Source organism: Pseudomonas sp. A-RE-22 (genome assembly GCF_019956035.1).
GTDB classification, from domain to species: Bacteria; Pseudomonadota; Gammaproteobacteria; order Pseudomonadales; family Pseudomonadaceae; genus Aquipseudomonas; species Aquipseudomonas brassicacearum.
In genome coordinates this window covers 69,356-91,055 of record NZ_JAHBCZ010000088.1, presented here as the reverse complement: position 1 = coordinate 91,055, position 21,700 = coordinate 69,356, and the positions used below count along the sequence as shown (strand labels likewise).

The following is a 21,700-nucleotide window of genomic DNA, read 5'->3' as shown; positions in this document are numbered from 1 at the left end:
GGAATGCAGACAGGGACGCTCTGCGTCCCAAGAACGGAACGCGGAGCGTCCCCAGAGGCATTCCCACGCAGAGCGTAGGAACGATCGTCAGGCCCGACAAAAGAACAAGAGGCACCCCATGTCCGACATCCTCTGGCAACCCAGCCCCGAACGCATCGCCCAGTCGCGCATGAACGCCTTTCGCCAGTTCGTCAACGCGCGACATCACCTGCAACTGCACGACTACCCGGCCCTGCACGCCTGGAGCATCGACCAGCGCGAAGCCTTCTGGCAGGCCATTGTCGATTTTTTCGAAATTCGCTTTCACCAAGCGCCCGACGCGGTATTGGTGGAAGGTTCGCAAATGCCCAGCGCCCAGTGGTTCCCTGGCGCCACGCTGAACTTCGCCGAACACCTGCTGCGCCGCCGCGATGACGCCGTCGCGGTGGTGGCGCTCGACGAAAACGGCGGCCAGGAACAACTGACCTGGGCCGAACTCGCCGCCCATGTCGCCGGCCTGCAAACAAGCCTCAAAGCCGCCGGCGTCACCCAGGGCGATCGAGTCGCCGCTTGCATGCCCAACACCTGGCAGACCCTGGTCGGCATGCTCGCCACCACCAGCCTGGGCGCTATCTGGTCGTGCTCGTCACCGGACTTCGGTACCCAGGGCGTCATCGACCGGTTCGGCCAGATCGAGCCCAAAGTGTTGATCACCTGCGCGGGTTATCGCTATGCCGGGAAAATCATCGACCAGCGAGCCAAGGTCAACGAAATCCTTGAACGATTGCCGTCATTGCAGCAATTGATCGTACTGCCTTATGCCCAGCCTGACGCCCGCGCCGAAGACTTCAAGACCGCGGCCGCAGTCGCGTTGTGGAACGACTTTTATCAAAGCGGTGGCGAACCGGCGTTCGTCAGCGTTCCCTTCGATCACCCGCTGTACATCCTGTATTCCAGCGGCACCACCGGCGTGCCGAAGTGCATCGTCCATGGCACCGGTGGCGTGCTGCTGCAACACGTCAAGGAGCATGGCCTGCATGTCGACCTCGGGCCCGAGGATCGGCTGTTCTACTACACGACCTGCGGTTGGATGATGTGGAACTGGCTGGTGTCGGCCCTCGCCGTGGGCAGCACGGTGGTGCTCTACGATGGTTCGCCGTTCCACCCCGGCCCCGAGCGCTTGCTGGACCTGATCGATCAGCAGCGCATCAGCGTATTCGGCACCAGCCCCAAATTCCTCGCCGCCCTGGAAAGCGAGGGCCTCAAGCCCCGTCAGACGCACCGTTTGGACAGCCTGAAAACCCTGCTCTCCACCGGTTCGGCACTGGCGCCCCATAGCTACGATTACGTGTACCGCGACATCAAGGCCGATGTCTGCCTAGCCTCGATGTCCGGCGGCACCGACATTGTGTCCTGCTTCGTCAACGGCAACCCACTGTCACCGGTGCGCCGGGGCGAGATGCAGGGCAAGAGCCTGGGCATGGCCGTGCAGGTCTGGAACGAGACCGGCAACCCGGTCATTGGTGAAAAAGGTGAGTTGGTGTGCATCCGCCATTTCCCGGCGATGCCCATTGGCTTGTGGAACGACCCTCGGCAGGAAAAACTCCACGCCTCCTACTTCGCCCAGTTTCCCGGCGTGTGGGCCCAAGGTGACTACGCCGAAGAACTGCCCCACGGCGGTTTCCTGATCCACGGACGCTCCGACGCCGTGCTCAACCCCGGCGGCGTGCGCATCGGCACGGCGGAAATCTATCGGCAGGTGGAAAAAGTCGAGCAAGTGCTGGACTGCGTCTCCATCGGCCAGCAATGGCAGGGCGATGTCCGGGTGGTGCTGTTCGTGCGCCTGCGCGATGGCGTGATACTGGATGAAGCCCTGGAGCAACGGATCCGCCAGGTCATCCGGGCCAACACCACCCCGCGTCATGTGCCGGCGAAGATCCTCGCGGTCAGTGATATTCCGCGAACCATCAGCGGCAAGGTGGTGGAGCTGGCGGTGCGCAATGTGGTGCATGGCGAGGTGGTGAAGAACACCGATGCCTTGGCCAACCCCGGGGCTTTGGAGCAGTTTCGGGATCGGCCGGAGCTTGCTCGCGATGAACGATAACGCGGTTTCCCTATAAACCAATCAATCCATAAGCCCCCACTCTCCCGCCGCCGGATCGGCCGGTGGCGCCGCCGCCCCCGACTCGCTATGCAACTTCAAACGCAACCGCAGGTTGTTCGCCGAGTCGGCATTTTTCAGCGCTTCCTCCTCATCGATGGCGCCTTCGACCACCAGGTTGAACAGCGCCTGATCGAAGGTTTGCATCCCCAGTTCCTCTGACTTTTCCATGATGCCCTTGAGCTCGCCGAGCTCGTTGCGCCGGATCAGGTCGGCCACCGTGGGCGAGCCCAGCATGACCTCCACCGCCGCTCGCCGCTGGCCGGTGCGGGTGCGCACCAGGCGCTGGGAGACGAACGCCTTGAGGTTGTTGCCCAGGTCATTGAGCAACTGCGGCCGACGCTCTTCCGGAAAGAAATTGATCACCCGGTCCAGGGCCTGGTTGGCGTTATGGGCATGCAAGGTGGAAATCACCAGATGCCCGGTGTCGGCAAACGCCAGGGCATGTTCCATGGTTTCCCGGTCGCGAATTTCGCCGATCAGCACCACGTCCGGTGCCTGACGCAGGGTGTTTTTCAGGGCTGCATGGAAACTGCGGGTGTCGACACCGACTTCCCGTTGATTGATGATGGATTTCTTGTGCCGATGGATATACTCCACCGGGTCCTCGATGGTGATGATGTGGCCGCTGCTGTTGCGATTGCGGTAATCGATCAGCGCCGCCAGGGAGGTCGACTTGCCCGAGCCTGTGGCGCCGACGAACAGCATCAACCCCTGTTTCTGCATGATGGTGTCCAAAAGCACCCGAGGCAGTTTCAGGTCTTCGAAGCGCGGAATGTCCAGCTTGACGTTGCGTATCACCATGGACACGTCATTGCGCTGCTTGAAGATATTGACCCGGAACCGCCCGACGCCAGCCAGGGAGATCGCCAGGTTCATTTCCAACTCCCGATCGAACTCAAGACGCTGTTCGGCGTCCATGAGAGACTCGGCGAGCCTGGCAATGTCACCGACCTTGAACGCCTCGTTCCCCAAGGGCTTGATCACGCCCTCGAAACGCGCGCACGGTGGCGCACCCGTGGACATGTAAAGGTCGGAACCATTCTGGCTCGCCAGGATTCGCAACAACGGATCGATTTCCATGGACTGAAACTTCCGCGAGACGTCAATGAAACAAGCTGAGCCGAACATGAAACCCTTCAGACCCACCCGCATGTACCCTCTTCTGAGGATAGTCGACGCCGTGGCACAGACACGACAGCCAGGGATCGCGGGATGAACGCGACACCCGCCGGCAGCGATACACAGCGCCTGATCAGCCAGATGGACTGGGCCCTGACCCCGCTGGGCACTGCCCAGAACTGGCCCCAGAGCCTGCGCACCGCCGTGGACATCATGCTCCATTCGCCCATGGCGATGGCCTTGCTGTGGGGACCGCAGCTGTCCCATCTCTACAACGACGCCTTCGGCCGACTGGCCGGTGACAAGCACCCCCGGGCATTCGGCCGGCCGACCCATACAGCATGGCCCGAACTCAAGAGTGCGACCGAAGGGATTTATCACCGTGTGTTGCAAGGCCAGACGCACACCTGCCGCGACCAGCAATGGCGCGTGCCCTTCGCCGGCCGTCTCTGTGATGTCTGGCTGGACCTGACCTACAGCCCGGTGCGTGACGAAGGCGGCAGCGTCGCCGGCATCCTGGTCACCGCCATCGAAACCGGCGAACGACGCCGCCTGGCCATGGAGTTCGAACGCCGCTCCGAGGCCAGCCTCAAGGCCCAGCACGAAAGCGAAGAGCGCTTGCAACTGGCCCTGGCCGCCGCCGATGCGTTGGGCACCTGGGACTGGGACATCAGCGAAGACCGCTTTATTGCCGATGCGCACTTCGCCCTGTTGCATGGCGTCGACCCCAGCCTGTCCCGCCAGTTGCCCATCAGTGCCTACCTTGAAGGCGTGCACCCCGAAGACCGGGCGATGGTTGCCCGCAGCATCAAGCACTGCATCACCCACGGCACCGAATACGCCGAGGAGTACCGACTGCTGCAGCCCGACGATGAGTTGCGCTGGGTGTACGTACGCGGCCGTTGCTACAAGGATCGCCACGGCCGACCCAAGCGCTTTCTTGGCGCGGCGCTGGACCTGACCGAACGCAAGCGCACCGAGCAAGCCCTGCGCCAGAGCCAGACCGAGCTGCAGTTGATCATCAATGCGATGCCGATCCTCATCAGCTACGTGGACCGCGAAGAGCGTTTCCGGCTGAACAACAGCGCTTACCTGGACTGGTACGGCCTGACCCCGCAGGAGCTCTACGGCAAGACCATCCGCGAAGTGCTCGGCGAAGAGGCCTACGCCGCCCGCGCCCAACAGATCGCCGACGCCCTGGCCGGCCAGCCGTGCAGCTTCACCGTGCAAATGGACCATCGCGACGGGCGCCCGCGCCATTCGCTGATCAACTACCTGCCTCGCCATGGGGCGGACGGTGCGGTGAACGGTTTCTACATCTTCGTGATCGACGAGACCGAGAGCCGGAAAACCGAAGAGGCCCTGCGCAACCTCAACGAAACACTGGAAGAACGCGTCATCGCCCGTACCCAGCAACTGGCCGAAGCCAATCACCGGCTGCAAAGCGAGATGTTCGAACGCGAGCGCGCCGAAGAAGCCCTGCGCCATGCGCAGAAAATGGAAGCCGTGGGCCAGCTCACGGGCGGCATTGCCCATGACTTCAACAATATGCTCACCGGCATCCTCGGCAGCCTCGACCTGATGCAACGCTACATCGCCGCTGGCCGCACTGACGAGATCGGCCGCTTCACCGAAGCCGCGGTGTCCTCGGCCAACCGCGCCGCGGCCCTGACCCATCGGCTGCTGGCTTTTTCCCGACGCCAGTCCCTGGACCGCAAACCGCTGGACGCCAATGACCTGGTGCACTCGCTCGAAGACCTGCTGAGCCGCACCACTGGCGATCACATCGTGCTGCGGCTGCAACTGGCCAGCGAGCTGTGGCCGGTCAACACCGATGCCAGCCAGTTGGAAAACGCCCTGCTCAACCTGGTGATCAACGCCCGCGATGCCATGCCCGAGGGCGGCGAACTGATCGTCGAAACCGCCAACGTCTATCTCGACGCTACTGACATCAACACCCTGGAGCCGGTCAAGGCCGGGGACTACGTGATGATCGCCGTCAGCGACAACGGTAGCGGCATGACCCCCGCCGTACTGGCCAAGGCCTTCGATCCATTCTTCACCACCAAGCCCATCGGCCAGGGCACCGGCCTGGGCTTGTCGATGATCTACGGTTTTGCCCAGCAGTCGGGTGGGCACCTCAACCTCGACAGCGTGCCGGGCCAGGGCACGCGGGTGCAGTTGTACCTGCCGCGCTTGCACGTTTCGCCGACCCAACCACCCGAAACGCCAGAGGCGTTCGTCGTACCGCCGGCCATTGCCGGGGAAACCGTGTTGCTGGTGGAGGATGAGCCCGCCGTGCGTATGTTGGTGCTCGACCTGTTGCAGGCCTTGGGCTACACGGCTCTCGAAGCCCGGGACGCCGTGACCGCGCTTCCCGTGCTGGAATCGGACCAGCGCATCGACCTGCTGGTGACCGATGTCGGGCTGCCGGGCATGAATGGCCGGCAACTGGCGGAGATCGCCCGCCAGCACCGGCCTGGGTTGAAAGTGCTGTTCATGACCGGTTACGCGCAGAAAGCCGCCGAACGCCAGGGGTTCCTCGACCAGGGCATGGACATGGTCGCCAAGCCCTTCTCCCTCGATCTGCTGGCCAACAAGATTCGGACGATGATCAACCATGGCAGCTGACTTGAGGCATAATCGCCGCCCCGTCGCACCGTTCAGGTCACCGCAGCAATGAAAGCCCAAGCCCGCCATATCCTGGTGAAAACCGCCGAAGAAGCCGAACAGCTCAAGCAACGCATCGCCAAGGGCGAAGCCTTCGATGTGCTGGCCAAGAAATACTCCACCTGCCCTTCAGGCAAACGCGGCGGCGATTTGGGTGAAGTAAGGCCGGGGCAGATGGTCGGCGTGATTGATGCGGTGATTTTCAAGAAACCGCTGCGGGTGGTGCATGGGCCGATCAAGAGCAAGTTCGGGTATCACCTGGTGCAGGTGTTCTACCGGGACTAACGATCGCTCCTCCCTGTGAATCCCCTGTGGGAGCGAGCTTGCTCGCGATAGCGTCGGACCAGCCGGTATCCATGTCGACTGACACACCGCTATCGCGAGCAAGCTCGCTCCCACAGGTTCTGTGCCTCCTCTATCTGGGCATCAACGCCCCCGGCACCTGGATCACCCGGCTCGCCAACAGGTGCCCTGCCTCGGCCGCTTCCACCGGGCTGCCGCCCAGCAAACGATTCGCCAGGTACGCGGCGCTGAAGGAGTCCCCCGCCGCCGTGGTGTCGACGACGCGCTCGACCCTCAGGGCAGGTACTTCATAAGACTGGCCGTCGCAACGAATCAGGCAGGCCTCGGCACCGCGCTTGAGTACCACCTCGGGCGTGCCAAGCTGCGCATAGGCGGCGAACACCGCTTCGCTGTCGGCATGACCGAACAATGCCTGCTCGTCCTCTACGGTCAGCAGCGCCAACTCCACATAGGGCAAGACGCTGCGATACGCCGCCCGTGCCGCTTCGATCGAGCCCCAGAGCCGGGGCCGGAAGTTATTGTCGAACACCACCAGCGCCCCGCGCCGACGCGCTTCGACCAGGGTTTCGATGAGTTTGCCACGCCCCTGCTCGCCGAGCACCGCCAGGGTGACGCCGCTGAAATACAGCACATCGTAATCCAGCAACGCGGCCAGGATCGGCCCGGCGGCCGGGGTGGTAAAACAATCGCGCACCGCCGCCTCGTTGCGCCAGTACAGGAATCGCCGCTCACCTGCCGCATCGGTCTGGATGCAATACAAGCCCGGCAGACGTCCAGGCAAGCGCTGGACCCGTTGCAGCCCGATGTTCTCGGCGGCCCAGTTTTCACACATGGCATCGCTGAAACTGTCGTCGCCCAAGGCGGTGACGTAATCCACCGCGCCCCTGTCGCCCAAGGCGCGGGCCAGGTACACCGCCGTATTCAGGGTGTCGCCGCCGAAGCTTTGCAGCAGGCTGCCGTCGGCGCGTTGTTGCAGTTCGATCATGCATTCGCCGATCAGGGCGATGCGGGGTTTGGGGTTGCTCATGGATGATCCTGGATTTGGTGGTGTCTGGCAGGCCGCTATCGCGAGCAAGCTCGCTCCCACAGGGGGATCATGGCGATCACAAATTCTGTATTCACAACAATCCAGTGTGGGAGCGAGCTTGCTCGCGATAGCCGCAACTCGGTCTCAAGCCTTAGAAACAAGTCTCCATGCTCTCGACCACCCGCAACTGCTCATCCACCAGGCACCCCACCCGCCACTTGTCGAACGTCAGGCACGGGTGTGAAGTACCAAACGAAATGATGTCGCCCACACGCAACTCAACCCCCGCCGCCACACTCATGAACGCATGTTGGTCCATCACCGCCGTCACCTTGCAGCCACTCACATCGTCACCCGCCACCGTGTCCGAACCGGGCTGGTAGCGCTTGAGCGGCACCGGCAAGCCAGCGTCGTAGGCCACGTCGCGCTTGCCCAGGGCGATCACCGCGAAACCCGGCTCCGGCAGCGATTGCACATGGGCCCAGACTTCCAGCGCCGGGCGCAGGCCTTCGTGCAAATCGCTGCGACGCTCCAGCACGCAGCACTGCGCTTCCTTGTAGATGCCATGGTCATGGGCCACGTAGCTGCCGGGACGCAGCACGCTGAGGAAACGCCCGTGGGCATTCTGGGCTTCGAAGGATTCGGCGATCAGGTCGTACCAGGCCGACCCCGAGGCGGTGATGATCGGTTTGTCGATGGCGAACGCGCGGTTGTCCTGCAACTGCACCGCCAGCCGCACCAGGGACGCCGCGAACGCACGAATGCCACTGATGGCGTGGTCACCATGGATCACCCCTTCGTAGCCTTCGATGCCGGTCAACGCCAGCGCCGGTTGCGCCTGGATCGCCTCGGCCAGGGCCAAGACCTCGGCCTCTGTCCGGCAGCCACAACGACCGCCGACCACGCCGTACTCGATCATCACATTGAGCCGTACTCCGCGCGAGGCGAAGTAAGCGCCCAAGGCAGCGACGTTGTCCGGATGATCGACCAGGCAGTGGAATTCGAACGCCGGGTCGGCGAGCAAATCGGCAATCAGCGCCATGTTCGGCGTGCCCACCAATTGGTTGGCCATCAACACCCGGCGCACGCCATGGGCGTAAGCGGCACGGGTCTGCACGGCGCTGGCGAGGGTCAGGCCCCAGGCGCCTGCGTCCAGTTGCCGGCGAAACAATGCCGGGGTCATGCTGGTCTTGCCGTGGGGCGCCAGTTCGGCACCGCTGCTGCTGACGAAATCCTGCATCCAGCGGATGTTGTGCTCCAGCGCCGCGCGATGCAGCACCAGCGCCGGCAGGCTGACGTCCCGTAGCAGGTGGGCGCCGACGGTGGCGGCGCCCTTCTCGACGCCGGCATTAAGGATGGCGGAAGGCATGTTCGAACTCCTCGCACACGGCCGCTAGTGCCGTTGCTGTCTATTCATTGATACGACGGGCCAGGTGGTTGGCGCTTTCGATCAGCACCCGGCGGTAGTCGGCGTAATTGTTCTTGGCGTCGGCCCGAGGGGCGACGATGCACAGGGTGGCGATGGCCACGCCATTCGGGTCTTTGACCGGTGCGGCGAAGCAGTGGGTGAAGGTGTCGGCGACACTGTCGAAGGAGAAAAACCCATCGAGGCCGGCCTGACGGATTTCCTTGAGGAATTGCTCCAGGGGCAGGCGCTCGCCGTCCGGCAAAATGAAGTCGTCGGGATCGATCAGGTCGACGATCTGCTGGTCACTCAAATGCGCCAGCAGCAGGCGCCCGGACGCCGTCCACGGGATCGGCGCGTTTTCCCCGATGTCCGATGAAATGCGAAAATGCCGCTCGCCTTCCTTCATCAGCGCGACGGTGTATTTGCGCCCGTTGAGCAGGCACATCTGCGCCGTTTCCCGGGTCTGGCGCACGATCTCCTGCAAGGCCTGGTCAGCCTCGCGGCTCAGGTCGAAATGCCGCAGGTGTGCCTGCCCGAGAAAATACAACTGGCGGCCCAGGTAGACATGGCCGTCCTTGCCCACCGGCTCGAGGATGCGCCGCTCCAGCAGCGACGCCACCAGTTCATAGACCGTGGACTTGGGGCTGCCGATGCCGCTGGCAATATCGTTCGGGCGCAGCGGCTGGCCGATTTCCTTGAGGAAATCGAGGATATCGAACGCCCGATCCAATCCCCGGGCCCGGCGTTTGATGGTGTCTTCGGTCATGTCTTTGGTTCCCATTCAGTTGGCCGGGAGTTTAACCAGACTGCTGCGCCGCCTGATAGATCGCTATCGCGGGCAAGCCATGCTCCCACGGAAGAATGCGTTTCCTTGTGGGAGCAAGGCTTGCCCGCGATAAGGCCCCCGTGGTTCAGGCCTTCTTCTTGTAGGCCACGCAATCGATCTCGACCTTGCAATCGACCATCATGCTCGCCTGCACGCAGGCCCTGGCCGGGGCGTGTTCCGGGCTGAAGTACTCGCCGAAGACCTTGTTGAAACTCCAGAAATCCCGCGGGTCTTCCAGCCACACACCGCAGCGCACCACATCTTCCAGGCCGTATCCGGCCTCCTCGAGAATAGCGACCAGGTTCTTCATGGTCTGGTGGGTCTGTTCGACGATCCCGCCGACAATGATCTCGCCGTTCACCGCCGGCACCTGGCCGGACACGTGCAGCCAGCCATCGGCTTCCACGGCGCGGGCGAATGGCCGAGGCTGACCGCCACCTGCGGTGCTGCCGGTGCCGTAGCGCGTAATGCTCATGGGTTATCTCCTTATTGAATGGAAAATTAAAAACGCGTGTTCTTGAGAAATTCTGCCAGCCGTGGCGACTGTGGCCGTTCGAACAATTCCTTCGGCGGCCCCTGCTCTTCGATGCGGCCCTGGTTCATGAACACGATCTTGTCGGAGACCTCGAAGGCAAAGCGCATTTCGTGGGTCACCAGCAGCATGGTCATGCCGTCTTCGGCCAGGCCCTTGATCACGTTCAGCACCTCGCCGACCAGTTCCGGGTCCAGGGCCGAGGTCACTTCGTCGAACAGCATCAGGCTGGGGTTCATGGCAATTGCCCGGGCGATTGCCACGCGCTGCTGCTGCCCGCCGGACAACTGGCCGGGAAAGTGATCGCGCCGCTCCAACAGGCCCACTCGCTCCAGCCATTTCTCGGCCAGGGCCACGGCCTCGTCCTTGGGCAGCTTTTTCACTTTGAGCAGGCCCAGGGTGACGTTCTGCAACGCGGTCAAATGCGGGAACAGGTTGAATTGCTGGAAAGCCATGCCGGTCATGGCCCGGTGCCGGGCGATGATTTTTTCGGCGTGGCGCACACGCTTGCCGTCGATGTCGTCGTAACCGATGGATTCGCCGTCGAGCATGATCTGCCCGCCCTGGAACTCTTCCAGCATGTTGACGCAGCGCAGCAGCGTGGTCTTGCCCGAACCGCTGGAACCGATCAGCGTGACTACGTTGCCGCGCTGCATGCTCAGGTCCACGCCCTTGAGCACTTCCAACGGGCCGTATTGTTTGCGCAAGCCGCGAATGTCCAGCAGCGGCTGGGTGTTGGAGAGCTCTGTGTTGGAAAGCTCCGTGTTGGAGAGATTCGAAACGTCAGTCATGGCAAGGCCACCCGCTTTTCAATGTGCCGCCCGAGCAATTCAATGGCGTAATTGATGATGAAAAAGAGAAACCCGGCGAACAGGTAAAACTCCAGGGTCATGAACGTCCGGGCGATGATCTGCTGGGTGCTGAGCAGCAGTTCGGCGACGCCGATCACCGACAGCAGGGTCGAGGCCTTGACGATCTCGGTGGAGGAATTGACCCAGGTCGGCAAGATCTGCCGCAACGCCTGGGGCAACAGCACATAGCCCAGCGACTGGTAGAACGTCAGGCCGATGGCCTGGCTCGCCTCCATCTGCCCACGGGGCAACGCCTGCAAGGCCCCACGCACGATCTCGGCCACGTGGGAGCCGCAGAACAGCGTCAAGCCCAGCACGCCGGCCTGGAACGCACCGATCTGCCAGCCCAGGGCCGGAGCCATGTAGAAGCAGGCCAGCACCAGCACGAACACCGGCGTGCCGCGAATCAGGTCGACATAGAAGCGAAACGGCGCGCGCATCCAGGTCCGGCCATAGGTCAGCACCAGCCCGGCGACCAGGCCGATCAACGTGCCCAACACAATCGCCAGCAGCGAACACTGCACACTGGTCAGGAAGCCGGCCCACAGGGTGTCCCGGGCAACCCATAACTCATGCAACCAACTGGGTGATTCGTACATGGGACACTCCTAACGGCGGATCGCCAGGCGCTGCTCGAAATAACGCAGCACCATGGCAATGAGGTAACAGGCCGCGACATACAGGGCCGTGGTCACCAGCCAGGTTTCGATCACCCGGTAGCTCTCCACGTTGATCTTGCGGGCGCAATAGGTCAGCTCCGGCACGGCAATCGCCGCCGCCAGGGAGGTGTCCTTGAACAGCGAAATGAAGTTGTTCGACAACGCCGGCAACACGTTGCGCAGCATCACCGGTACGGTGATGTAGGCCTTCACCTGCCACTCGCCCAGGCCGATGGCCAGCCCGGCTTCACGCTGTCCCTTGTGAATGCTCAACAGTCCGCCGCGAAACACTTCGGTCAGGTAGGCCCCGGCGTACAGCGAGAGGGTGATGACGAACGACGGCAGCTTGTCCAGGCGGATGCCCAGGCTCGGCAAGGCGAAGTAGATCAGCAGGATCAACACCAGGATCGGCGTATTGCGGATCACCGTCACATACACCGACGCCAGCACTCGCAAGAGCCGATGTTTGCTCAGCAGCGCGAACGCCATCGCCAGGCCGATCACGCAACCGATGGCGATCGACACCAGTGCCAGGGAAAGCCCCAGGCCAAGCCCCGCCAGCAGGGTGTCGAAATCGCGCCAGACGGCGGCAAAGTTCAACTGATAATTCATGGTCGGCAGTACCTTCGACGGAGCGCCCGCAAGTGGCGCCCCGGGCTCACAGGGTCATTTGAATTCGACGGGGAAACCGATCGCTGGCGACGGCAGCTCGACACCGAACCACTGCTTGAAGGACGCCGCATAGGTGGGGAATTCCACGCCGGTCATGGCTTCATGCAAGGTGGTGTTGACGAAGTTCAGCCAGTCCTGGTCGCCGCGCTTGACCGCACAGGCGTAGGTTTGCGGGCTCCAGGCATAGACCGGGCTGCGGTAGCGGCCAGGGTTCTGCACCATCAGGTACTTGACCGAGGACTGGTCGGTGGCGGCGGCATCGGCGCGACCGGAGTTCACTGCCTGGTACATCAGGTCGACGCTGTCGTACTGGTCGACCTTGGCCTTGGGCAGCGCCTGGTGCACCAGCTCCTCGGCGTAGACGTTCTGCAGCACCGCCACGGTGACGCCGTCGCCGGCGGCCTTGAGGTCTTCGATTTCCTTGTACTTGCTGTTGGCCGGCAGCAGCAGGCCCACGCCTTCGCGGTAGTACGGCAGGGTGAACGCCACTTGCTGGGCGCGGCTGGCGGTGACGGTGATGAACTGGCAGCTCATGTCGACCTTGTCGGTCAACAGGTTGGGTATGCGCGCATCGGAAGACTGCACCACGAACTCGACTTTCTCCGGGTCGTTGAACAACCCCTTGGCGACCATCCGCGCAATATCGATATCAAAGCCCTGCAACTTGCCATCCGCTCCCTGGAAGTGCCACGGCGCATTGGTACTGCCCGTGCCCACGATCAATTTCCCCCGCTGCAGCACGCTGTCCAGCTTGCTGTCGGCCGCCTGAGCGACCCCCATGGCAGCCGTCGTGGCCGCGAAGAGAAAAACACACGCTTTGAACAAGGAAGGTCGGCGTTGCATGACAAGCACTCCAGAATGGGTTTATTCCGCTATACCGGAACGTGGTATGTAACAACGGAATAGACAGCAGAAAGTGTGCCACAGGCTTGCAGCGCGTGGGTGAGGAAAATGGAAAGTTAAGGAAATCAGGGGGATGGGAAAAACAGGCGCCCGCACAGTGGCATCTGCGTGCGAACACTGTTGCTACCGTGGGCCACGACGCACGGGTAACAAGGCCCCAAGCCGGGTATTCGGCGCCCCCGGTGCACCGAAACGGAGCCACTCTGGAATTTGTAAAATACCCTGTGGGAGCGAGCTTGCTCGCGATGGCGGTGTATCAGTCAATATTGATGGCGACTGACCTGACGCTATCGCGAGCAAACTCGCTCCCACAATGGTTCGGCGGTGTGCCTGGGCTATTTGCGCTTGTAGCTCTTGCTGCCGCCAGGCGTGAGGCAATAGACCCCGCCCCGGGGGCCGACGCAGTAATTGCCACTGCCGCATTGGCAACCGTCGGCGGACTTGAGCAACGACTGCGGCCGGGCCTCGTTCCGAAGCCCCAGCACAGCGGAACAGGACTTCTTCGAAGCACTGATGGAGCCGTCGTTGCACAGGAAGGTATCGCCGTCACACCCGGCAATACCGCCCTTGCGCCCGGAACACGGTTGATTGGCGGCAAGGGCCGAAGTGCCCAGGGTCAACAACAGAATCGCGACACAGGCGCGAAGTAAAGCGGACGTTCCGTGACAGAGATTCATGGCAGCTTCCAGGCTGATATATGGCCCTATGCTAGCACTGGATCATCTACTGCGCCTGACGCCCGCAAGATCTCAACTCGAACAACCCTGTTTTCTACAGGAACTTCTGCTCATAAATCATCAAGCGCAACCTTGATTGATGGATCGTTCTCCCGCTCGTGACACAGAGCGACAAGCTCCATGTCCTCAAGCCGATTCATCATGGCTTCGTATTCTCTGGCTGGGACGCAGTAAAAAGCCGGCTCGTTACGATTCAGGATCGCTACGGATAATCCCTCACCCGCTGCAACGGTACCCATCGGATTTTTCTTGAGTTCAGAAATGCTGGCTACAACTCGAGAAAGCACGATACGAGTCATGGAATGAGACCTTGAGTACTGAATGGCGCTAAACAATAGCGTTCTAATACAACTCTTAAAACTGTCAGCGCCCGCAAAACCTCACCCTGGACAACATCCGCAAATCCCCCTCGCGGTAATAGTCATCACTCCAGCTGTCATCCACCGCCAGTGGCTTGACCTGCTTGAGGGCGAGTTTTTTTGCGAAGTAGCGAAAGCGGTAATGTTCATAGAAACGCAGCAACTCCAGCCCGTAGCGGTCGGCCAGGTCGGTGTTGCCCTGGATGATCAGGTAATTCTCGTCGTTGCCGCTGCTCGCCGCGGCGCTCAGGTTGTGGCTGCCGCTGATGATGGTCGGCGTATCGGTGGTGAAGTCGGTGACGATGGCTTTGGTGTGCACCAGCAGGTTGCCCTTCTGGCCTTTCATGTTTTCCCGCAGCCAGCCTTCCAGGCCGGTGTTGAGCAGCGCGGTGGCGGCGAATTCGGCGGTGCGATCGGCGTGAAAGCCGGTGATGCGGCTCTTGGAGTTTTGCAGACCGTAGCGCAGCACGTCGTCATTGGGTGCGCCGAGCACGGCGTCGAGGATGCGCTCGGGCAACACAAAGGCGGTGACGAACAGCAGGTCCTTTCGCGCGCCCTTGATGATGTCGACGAAGCGATCCAGGTCGCCCTCCCCGGTGCGCGGCGAGAACCCGGCGAACAACGCCTCTTGTGGAGCCATGGCATTGTTGTCGGTCAGCCACTGGCGAGTGGCACCGACGTCCTGGGGTTCGGCCCAGATTTGCTCGAACACCTGGAAGTAGCTGCCGCTCACCCGAGGGTCGTCCAGCACATGAACGACGTTGGCCTGGCGGTAGACACCGTTGGCGGTGAAGTTGGTGCTGCCGCACAGCACCGCCTCCGGTTGCAATGAGCCGTTGCCGTCCACCTTGCTCAGCACAATGAACTTGTCGTGGAAAATGTCATGGGTAACTCGTCCGCGCTTGTTGGCTGCTGGCATTTTCTCGAGGCTGGCTTCGTTGCGCGCCGTGGTGTCGTCCCCCGGCTCGGCGTGATACAGCACCCGCACCTTCGCACCGCGAGCATGGGCGGCATTCACCGCGTCGACGATCACCGGCAGTTCGTATTCATAAATGGCGACATCCAGGGCCCAGTTGGCATCCAGCGCCCGGTCGATAAAACCGATCAGGCGTCCCAACAGGCCATTCTCCAGCCAGCGACGCGGGGCGTCGGGCCAGTCATCGATGGACAGGTGCTTGTTGGCGCCGATCAGCGCGTCCACTTCAGGAAACTTGCGCTGGAACGCCTGGCTGGCGGCCACGGCACGGTTGAAGATGACCCGCTGGTTGGCCGGCTGCCCGTCGTCGCTGGTGACCGTGACCTCCAGGGATTCGCCCAACTGCGGTGCATCGGGGCTGCCGTAGGCCAGGTGCACGCGGTAGTGCATGGTCACGCCGGGGTTGACCGCGTAGTCGGCCCAGCGAAATTTCTGCAAGGGTGCCTTGTCGCTGGGGGTGGCGTGGAACTGAGGAAAGGTGTGGGCCTTGTCGGGGAAGGTCAGGCTGTTGAACAGGAACAGCCAGGGTTTGTCCCCCTGCTGCTTCTCGATGGCAAAACCCAGCAGCCCCTGGCGTCGGGATTCCGCCAGGTCCATGGCGAGCAGCACGCCGTTGGTGCCGGCATAGGCCTTGACCCGAAAATCGTCCTGGGCGTTGGTGACGAGTACGCGCATGGTTCACTCCTGTGAGGGGGCTGCCTGAGCATAGTGTAGTGATGCGGGTTAGGTGGTCAGATCAGGGACCGAGGCGATGCTGATCGCGAGCAAGCTCGCACACACAGGGGCTGTGGTGTTCATCAGTTATGTGTGCACAGCGAAACCAAATGTGGGAGCGAGCTTGCTCGCGATGAGGCCTTCACAGTCAAAGAACATTTCAAGTGGTTTCATCGATATGCCGATACTCCGCCCCCAACCGCCCCGCCAACTGCCGGGCCCGGCCCAGGCGAATCGGGCCTCTTTCGATGTCGATCAACAGGCACGGGCAATCGAGCAACGGCAGTGAAAGCCCCTCCTTGACTCGCCCATCGGTCATCACCAAGACCCGTTGCTGCTCCGCCGGGTAGCGCTTGCGTCGGGCCTCCAGCCAGCGCCCGGCCTCGTTCAGCGCCGCCAGCAACGGCGTTCCGCCACCGGCGCCCAGCCCATCGAGCCAGTCGCGCAGACCGGCCGAGGCCTTGAGCCCTTGCACCTGCCAGTTCGGCTGCGTACCGCTGGCCGTCAACAGCCCCAGGCGGGCCCGTTGGCGATAGGCGTCGTCGAACAACTGCGCCAGCAGGCCTTTGCCGTCACTCAAGGCGCGATGACGCCGGGTCGAGGCCGACGCATCGACAATGACCAGCCACAGCTCATGGGGCGAGCGCTGGCGAGCGTGCCAGCACAGGTCCTCACGCAGACGTGGCCGGCCATTGAGCAACGTCCCCGGCCAGTTCACCGCACCGCTGGCCGCCGCTTTGCTGCGGCCCTGGCGGCCCTGGTCGAGTCGTCCGGCACGGGGGCTGGCATTCGCCCCCGCTGGCGAACGGGGGCGAATGCCTAGGGCTTTTTTGGCCAGCTCGGCACGTCACGCCGAGCACCGGTCGGCAATGCCCGGGCCGGCAGGTCACCCCACTGGCCCTGGCCCTCGCTGGGTTCAGTGGTTTTTTCCGCGCCGGTCGGCGCCTGGGACGGTGTCGGTGCCGAATGCCCGCGCCGCCGGTGCCGCAAGGCAAACTCGGCGACCGCATCGATGTCTTCATCGGCAATTGCAGCAGCCCCGCGCCAAGCCGCATGGGCCCGGGCCGCCCGCAGCCAGACCAGGTCGGCGCGCAAGCCATCGACCCCGGCGGCAAAGCAGCGCTCGGTGATCTGCGCCAGCGCCGCGTCATCCAGGGCGATCCCGGCCAAGCGGTCGCGTGCCTGTTGGCAACGTTCGCGCAACTGCGCCTGGGTCGTCTCCCACGCCGCGCAGAACGCCTGCGGATCGCTGTCGAAATCCAGCCGCCGTCGGATGATCTGGCCGCGCTCAGTCGGTGCGGTGTGACCGTCGAGGGCGACGTTCAGGCCAAAACGGTCGAGCAACTGCGGGCGCAGTTCGCCCTCTTCCGGATTCATGGTGCCGATCAGCACAAAGCGCGCCGGATGCCGGTGGGAAATGCCGTCGCGCTCGATGAGGTTGATGCCGCTGGCGGCCACATCGAGCAGCAAGTCCACCAGGTGATCGGGCAGCAGGTTCACTTCATCGACGTACAGAACGCCACCATCGGCCTTGGCCAACACGCCGGGAGAAAACTGCGCGCGCCCTTCCCCCAGCGCCGCGTCCAGGTCCAGGGTGCCCACCAGTCGCTCTTCGGTAGCACCGAGGGGCAAGGTGACGAACTGACCGCTGGCCAGCAGGTCCGCCAGGCCCCGGGCCAGTGTGGACTTGGCCATGCCCCGCGGCCCTTCGATCAGCACACCGCCGATTTTCGGATCGATCGCGGCCAGGCACAGGGCCAGTTTCAGATCATCGGCGCCGACCACGGCGCAGAGCGGGAAATGGGGGGGGTGGGTCATATCTAATTCTCAAGGGTGGTCGGTAACGTCAATGTCAAAAGGGGACTTGTGGGAGCAAGGCTTGCCCGCGATGAACGAAAACGCGGTTTAGCTGCTAAACCGCGGCGCGACCATCGCGGGCAAGCCTTGCTCCCACAGGGTGGAGATAAATCCCTTTGCCACAGGTCAACCCATCACAGGGGTTGTGTCTCGCCTGCTGAGTAGGCACGTCAGCCATCTTCTTCTATATCCAACAACAAATTCTCCAGCGCCTCGCGGTACTCGCCCGGCGCCTGCCACATCCCCCGCTGCTGCGCTTCGAGCATGCGCTCGGTCATGTCCCGCAGAGCGTCGGGGTTGTGCTGGCGGACGAAATCCCGGGTGTCCGGGTCGAGCAGGTAGGCATCGGCCAGCAAGGCGTACTGGTGATCGTCGATCAACCGGGTGGTGGCGTCGAAGGCAAACAGGTTGTCCACCGTCGCCGCCAGTTCGAACGCGCCTTTATAGCCGTGACGCTTCACGCCGTCGATCCACTTCGGATTCGCTGCGCGGGAACGGATGACGCGGTTGAGCTCTTCTTTCAGGGTGCGGATCCTGGGCAAGTCTGGCTGGCTGTGATCGCCATGGTAACTGGCCGCAGCATCACCACTGAGGGTCTCGACCGCCGCCAGCATGCCGCCCTGGAACTGGTAGTAATCGTTGGAATCGAGCAGGTCGTGCTCGCGGTTGTCCTGGTTCTGCAACACCGCCTGCACCTGACTCAAGCGCCGGGAAAACTGCTCCCGGGCGGCAGTGCCTTCATCGCTGGCACCGTAGGCATAACCGCCCCAGTTCAGGTACACCTCGGCCAGATCCTCGCGGCTCTGCCACAAGCGACCGTCAATCGCCCCCTGCACGCCCGCGCCATAGGCACCGGGCTTGGCGCCGAAGATCCGCCAGCCGGCCTGGCGCGCCGCGGCTTCCGGCTCAAGACCCGATGCCAGCAGGGCTTCGCGTTCGCCACGCACCTTGGCCGCCAAGGGGTTCATGTCGTCCGGCTCATCGAGGGCGGCGACGGCCTGCACGGCGGCATCGAACAAGCGGATCAGGTTGGCAAAGGCGTCACGGAAGAAGCCGGACACGCGCAGCGTGACATCGACCCGAGGCCGGTCCAGCAGGCTCAGCGGCAGGATCTCGAAGTCATCGACCCGCTGGCTGCCCGTGGCCCACACCGGACGCACGCCCATCAGCGCCATCGCCTGGGCGATGTCATCGCCGCCGGTACGCATGGTGGCAGTGCCCCACACTGACAGGCCGAGCTGACGCAGGTGATCGCCGTGGTCCTGCAAGTGCCGTTCAAGGATCAGGTTCGCCGATTGGAAACCGATGCGCCACGCCGTGGTGGTGGGCAGGTTGCGCACGTCCACCGAGAAGAAGTTGCGCCCGGTGGGCAACACATCGAGGCGCCCGCGGCTCGGCGCGCCGCTGGGGCCGGCCGGCACGAAGCACCCGTTCAAGGCATCGAGCAGGCCGCGCATTTCCGCCGGGCCGCAAGCGTCCAGGCGCGGGGCCACGACGGATCGCAGGTTTTCAATGATGCTGCCCGCCACCTCCCAACCCGGCGCGTCGAGCTGCTCCACCGCACCGTCCAGCGCCTGCTCGATCAACTGCACAGCGAACAGCTCCAGGCGCTCGCGGGTATCGCCGGTGGTGCGCCAAGGCTCGGCGCTGACCTGACGCAACGCCTCGGGACACTCGCCAGTCCAGGGCTCGGCCAAAGCACAATCCAGCGGATCGAAACCCAGCCCGAACGCCTTGGCCAGCGCCCGCAACAGACTCGACTGCGCGCCTTTGCCGTCGCCCCGGGGAATGCGCAGCAACGCCAGCAAGGTGTCGATGCGCAGCCGCCCGCTGGGCGACTCGCCAAAAATGTGCAGGCCGTCACGAATCTGCGACTCCTTCAAGTCGCACAGGTAAGTGTCCAGGCGTGGCAGCCAGATCGCCGCGTCGGCGTCGCTGTCGAGCCCGGCATCGAGTTGCAGTTCGCGGTCGATGTGGGTCTCGCGCACCAGATTGAGGATGTCCCGTTGCAGCTCCCGGGCACGGCGCGGATCGAGCAATTGCGCCTCGTAGTACTCGTCAGCCAGCAGCTCGAGGTTACGCAGTGGCCCATAGGTTTCGGCCCTGGTCAGCGGCGGCATCAAGTGGTCGATGATTACCGCCTGGGTACGACGCTTGGCCTGGGCGCCCTCACCCGGGTCGTTGACGATGAACGGATAGATATTCGGCAGCGGCCCCAGCAGCACGTCCGGCCAGCAGTTTTCCGACAGCCCGACGCCCTTGCCCGGCAGCCATTCGAGGTTGCCGTGCTTGCCGACGTGAATCACCCCGTGGACGCCGTAGGTGTGGCGCAACCAGAAATAAAACGCCAGGTAACCGTGGGGCGGCACCAGGTCCGGATCGTGGTACACCGCACTCGGATCGACTTGATAACCCCGCGCCGGCTGGATGCCGACGAAGGTCAGGCCCAGCCGAAGACCGGCGACCATCAGGCGGCCGTCGCGGAACATCGGGTCCTGCTCGGGCGAGCCCCAGCGCGCCAGCACCGCTTGGCGATTGGCTTCGGGCAGTGCGTCGAACAAGGCCTGGTACTCGGCGAGGGCCAGGCTCTGGTGACAGGGACGCAGGTCGAGGCTGTCCAGGTCGTTACTGACCCCGCCGAGCAATTGCTGGATCAACGCGGTGCCGCTCGCCGGCAGTTCGGACGGCAGCGGATAGCCCTCGGCCTGCAGGGCCCGCAGGATATTCAAGGCCGCCGCCGGGGTGTCCAGGCCGACGCCATTGCCGATGCGACCGTCGCGGGTCGGGTAGTTGGCGAGGATCAGCGCCACACGCTTCTGGGCATTGGGCAAGCGCGCCAGGATGGTCCAGCGTCGGGCCAGTTCGGCGACAAAATCCATGCGCTCGGGCGCGGCCCGGTAGCAGACCACATCGCTCTGGCCGCGCTCGCTGCGCCAGGCCAGGTCCTTGAAACTGATGGGGCGGCTGATGATCCGTCCGTCCAGTTCCGGCAAGGCAATGTGCATCGCCAGGTCCCGCGGTCCCAAGCCCTGCTCGCTGGCCCGCCAGCCGGGTTCGTTGTCCTGGGCGCAGATCGCCTGGATCACCGGGATGTTGCGGCGAAACGGTCGCAAATGCGGAGCTTCGGGGCTGGATTGAGCGAAGCCGGTGGTGTTGAGGATCACGCCCGCCTGCACCTCGTCCAGCCAGTCCTCTACAAATGCGAGGCAACCAGGTTCCTTGAGGCTTGCCACGGCAATCGGCAGCGGATTGAGCCCTGCCGCTTGCAGGCGCTGGCAGAACACGTCGATGAACGCGGTGTTCGCCGCTTGCAGGTGGGAGCGATAAAACAGCACCGCCGCCACCGGCTGCCCGGCGCGCCAGTCGGCTTGCCAATCGTCGAGGTTGGCGCTGGTTTTCGCCGGGTGATAGATGGCCGTGCGTGGCAAGGCCTGTGGCTCGGCCCACGGATAATCGCGGCCGAACCATTGGCTGCCCAGGTTGTAAAACAGGTCGAGGGCATTGCCCAGCCCGCCCTGGCGCAAGAACTGCCAGAGCCGGTCGCGGTCCTCAACGGCCACGTTGCTCAGGTCGCTGAGTTCCGGGTCCGGACGATCATCCCCCGGCACCAGGATCAGCTTCACCCCGCGCCCCGCCAGTTCCATCAGGCGCTCGATGCCGTAGCGCCAATAGCCGATGCCGCCATGCAGCGACAACAGGATGACCTTGGCGTGTTGCAGCACGTCTTCGAAATACAGATCCACCGAGGCGTGGTTCTGCACCTGCATCGGGTTGGCGAGGCGAAACTGCGGGTAGTCACCCGGCAACTGCTTCGCCGCTTCGGCCAACAGCGCCAGGCTGGAGTCGCCGCTGCACAGGATCACCAGTTCGGCGCGGGTTTGCCCCAGGTCGGCGATGTTGTCGTCCGACACGAAACCGCCGGGCTGGGTCCTGAGCAGGTGCAT

18 protein-coding genes are annotated in these 21,700 nt (G+C 63.4%); 3 read left to right on the top strand and 15 right to left on the bottom strand.

Going from position 1 to position 21,700, the window contains the following annotated elements:
* Positions 1-118 precede the first annotated feature (118 nt).
* A complete protein-coding gene (locus tag KGA89_RS29010; protein ID WP_223473149.1) occupies positions 119-2,083 on the top strand; it encodes an acetoacetate--CoA ligase in 1,965 nt (654 codons plus the stop codon).
* 21 nt (positions 2,084-2,104) lie between these two features.
* Here the strand turns inward: KGA89_RS29010 and KGA89_RS29005 are convergent, their stop codons facing one another.
* On the bottom strand, positions 2,105-3,223 hold the full coding sequence (locus KGA89_RS29005; protein WP_057448215.1) for a PilT/PilU family type 4a pilus ATPase: 1,119 nt from the start codon (positions 3,221-3,223) through the stop codon (positions 2,105-2,107).
* Between the two features lie 132 nt (positions 3,224-3,355).
* Here KGA89_RS29005 and KGA89_RS29000 point away from each other — a divergent pair, with 132 nt between their 5' ends.
* Positions 3,356-5,893: a PAS domain-containing sensor histidine kinase gene (locus tag KGA89_RS29000; RefSeq protein WP_223473148.1), complete on the top strand. Its 2,538-nt coding sequence runs from the start codon at positions 3,356-3,358 to the stop codon at positions 5,891-5,893.
* A gap of 48 nt (positions 5,894-5,941) precedes the next feature.
* A complete protein-coding gene (locus KGA89_RS28995) occupies positions 5,942-6,217 on the top strand; it encodes a peptidylprolyl isomerase (protein ID WP_003182808.1) in 276 nt (91 codons plus the stop codon).
* Positions 6,218-6,347: 130 nt separating this feature from the next.
* Here KGA89_RS28995 and KGA89_RS28985 read toward each other — a convergent pair whose 3' ends face one another.
* The 14 genes from KGA89_RS28985 to cobN form a co-directional block, all read right to left on the bottom strand.
* Positions 6,348-7,262: a sugar kinase gene (locus KGA89_RS28985; RefSeq protein ID WP_003200238.1), complete on the bottom strand. Its 915-nt coding sequence runs from the start codon at positions 7,260-7,262 to the stop codon at positions 6,348-6,350.
* 151 nt (positions 7,263-7,413) lie between these two features.
* Entirely contained in the window at positions 7,414-8,631 is a 1,218-nt protein-coding gene (locus KGA89_RS28980; RefSeq protein ID WP_223473147.1) for an amino acid deaminase, read from the bottom strand.
* A 40-nt stretch (positions 8,632-8,671) separates the two neighbouring features.
* Positions 8,672-9,436, bottom strand: coding sequence for an IclR family transcriptional regulator (locus tag KGA89_RS28975; protein ID WP_003200234.1), 765 nt, complete (start codon positions 9,434-9,436; stop codon positions 8,672-8,674).
* Between the two features lie 145 nt (positions 9,437-9,581).
* Entirely contained in the window at positions 9,582-9,971 is a 390-nt protein-coding gene (locus tag KGA89_RS28970) for a RidA family protein (RefSeq protein WP_013692714.1), read from the bottom strand.
* Positions 9,972-9,997: 26 nt separating this feature from the next.
* The gene (locus tag KGA89_RS28965; protein WP_003200230.1) at positions 9,998-10,819 is read right to left on the bottom strand and encodes an amino acid ABC transporter ATP-binding protein; all 822 of its coding nucleotides are present in this window, start codon (positions 10,817-10,819) and stop codon (positions 9,998-10,000) included.
* Positions 10,816-11,478 carry an amino acid ABC transporter permease gene (locus tag KGA89_RS28960; RefSeq protein WP_028236639.1) on the bottom strand — a complete coding sequence of 221 codons (663 nt, stop codon included), beginning with the start codon at positions 11,476-11,478 and terminating at the stop codon, positions 10,816-10,818. The genes KGA89_RS28965 and KGA89_RS28960 overlap by 4 nt, the downstream gene beginning before the upstream one ends.
* A 9-nt stretch (positions 11,479-11,487) precedes the next feature.
* Positions 11,488-12,150 carry an amino acid ABC transporter permease gene (locus KGA89_RS28955; protein ID WP_223473146.1) on the bottom strand — a complete coding sequence of 221 codons (663 nt, stop codon included), beginning with the start codon at positions 12,148-12,150 and terminating at the stop codon, positions 11,488-11,490.
* Positions 12,151-12,204: 54 nt separating this feature from the next.
* Entirely contained in the window at positions 12,205-13,053 is an 849-nt protein-coding gene (locus KGA89_RS28950; protein ID WP_223473145.1) for a transporter substrate-binding domain-containing protein, read from the bottom strand.
* Positions 13,054-13,448: 395 nt separating this feature from the next.
* Positions 13,449-13,790: a hypothetical protein gene (locus KGA89_RS28945; protein ID WP_003200220.1), complete on the bottom strand. Its 342-nt coding sequence runs from the start codon at positions 13,788-13,790 to the stop codon at positions 13,449-13,451.
* A 110-nt stretch (positions 13,791-13,900) separates the two neighbouring features.
* Positions 13,901-14,149, bottom strand: coding sequence for a type II toxin-antitoxin system Phd/YefM family antitoxin (locus KGA89_RS28940; RefSeq protein WP_013692712.1), 249 nt, complete (start codon positions 14,147-14,149; stop codon positions 13,901-13,903).
* A gap of 64 nt (positions 14,150-14,213) precedes the next feature.
* Entirely contained in the window at positions 14,214-15,860 is a 1,647-nt protein-coding gene (locus KGA89_RS28935; RefSeq protein WP_223473144.1) for a phospholipase D-like domain-containing protein, read from the bottom strand.
* 199 nt (positions 15,861-16,059) lie between these two features.
* The gene (locus KGA89_RS28930) at positions 16,060-16,617 is read right to left on the bottom strand and encodes a vWA domain-containing protein (protein WP_028237280.1); all 558 of its coding nucleotides are present in this window, start codon (positions 16,615-16,617) and stop codon (positions 16,060-16,062) included.
* Positions 16,618-16,718: 101 nt separating this feature from the next.
* Positions 16,719-17,717, bottom strand: coding sequence for an ATP-binding protein (locus KGA89_RS28925; RefSeq protein WP_223473143.1), 999 nt, complete (start codon positions 17,715-17,717; stop codon positions 16,719-16,721).
* A gap of 209 nt (positions 17,718-17,926) precedes the next feature.
* Positions 17,927-21,700 carry a cobaltochelatase subunit CobN gene (gene cobN, locus KGA89_RS28920; protein WP_223473142.1) on the bottom strand — a complete coding sequence of 1,258 codons (3,774 nt, stop codon included), beginning with the start codon at positions 21,698-21,700 and terminating at the stop codon, positions 17,927-17,929.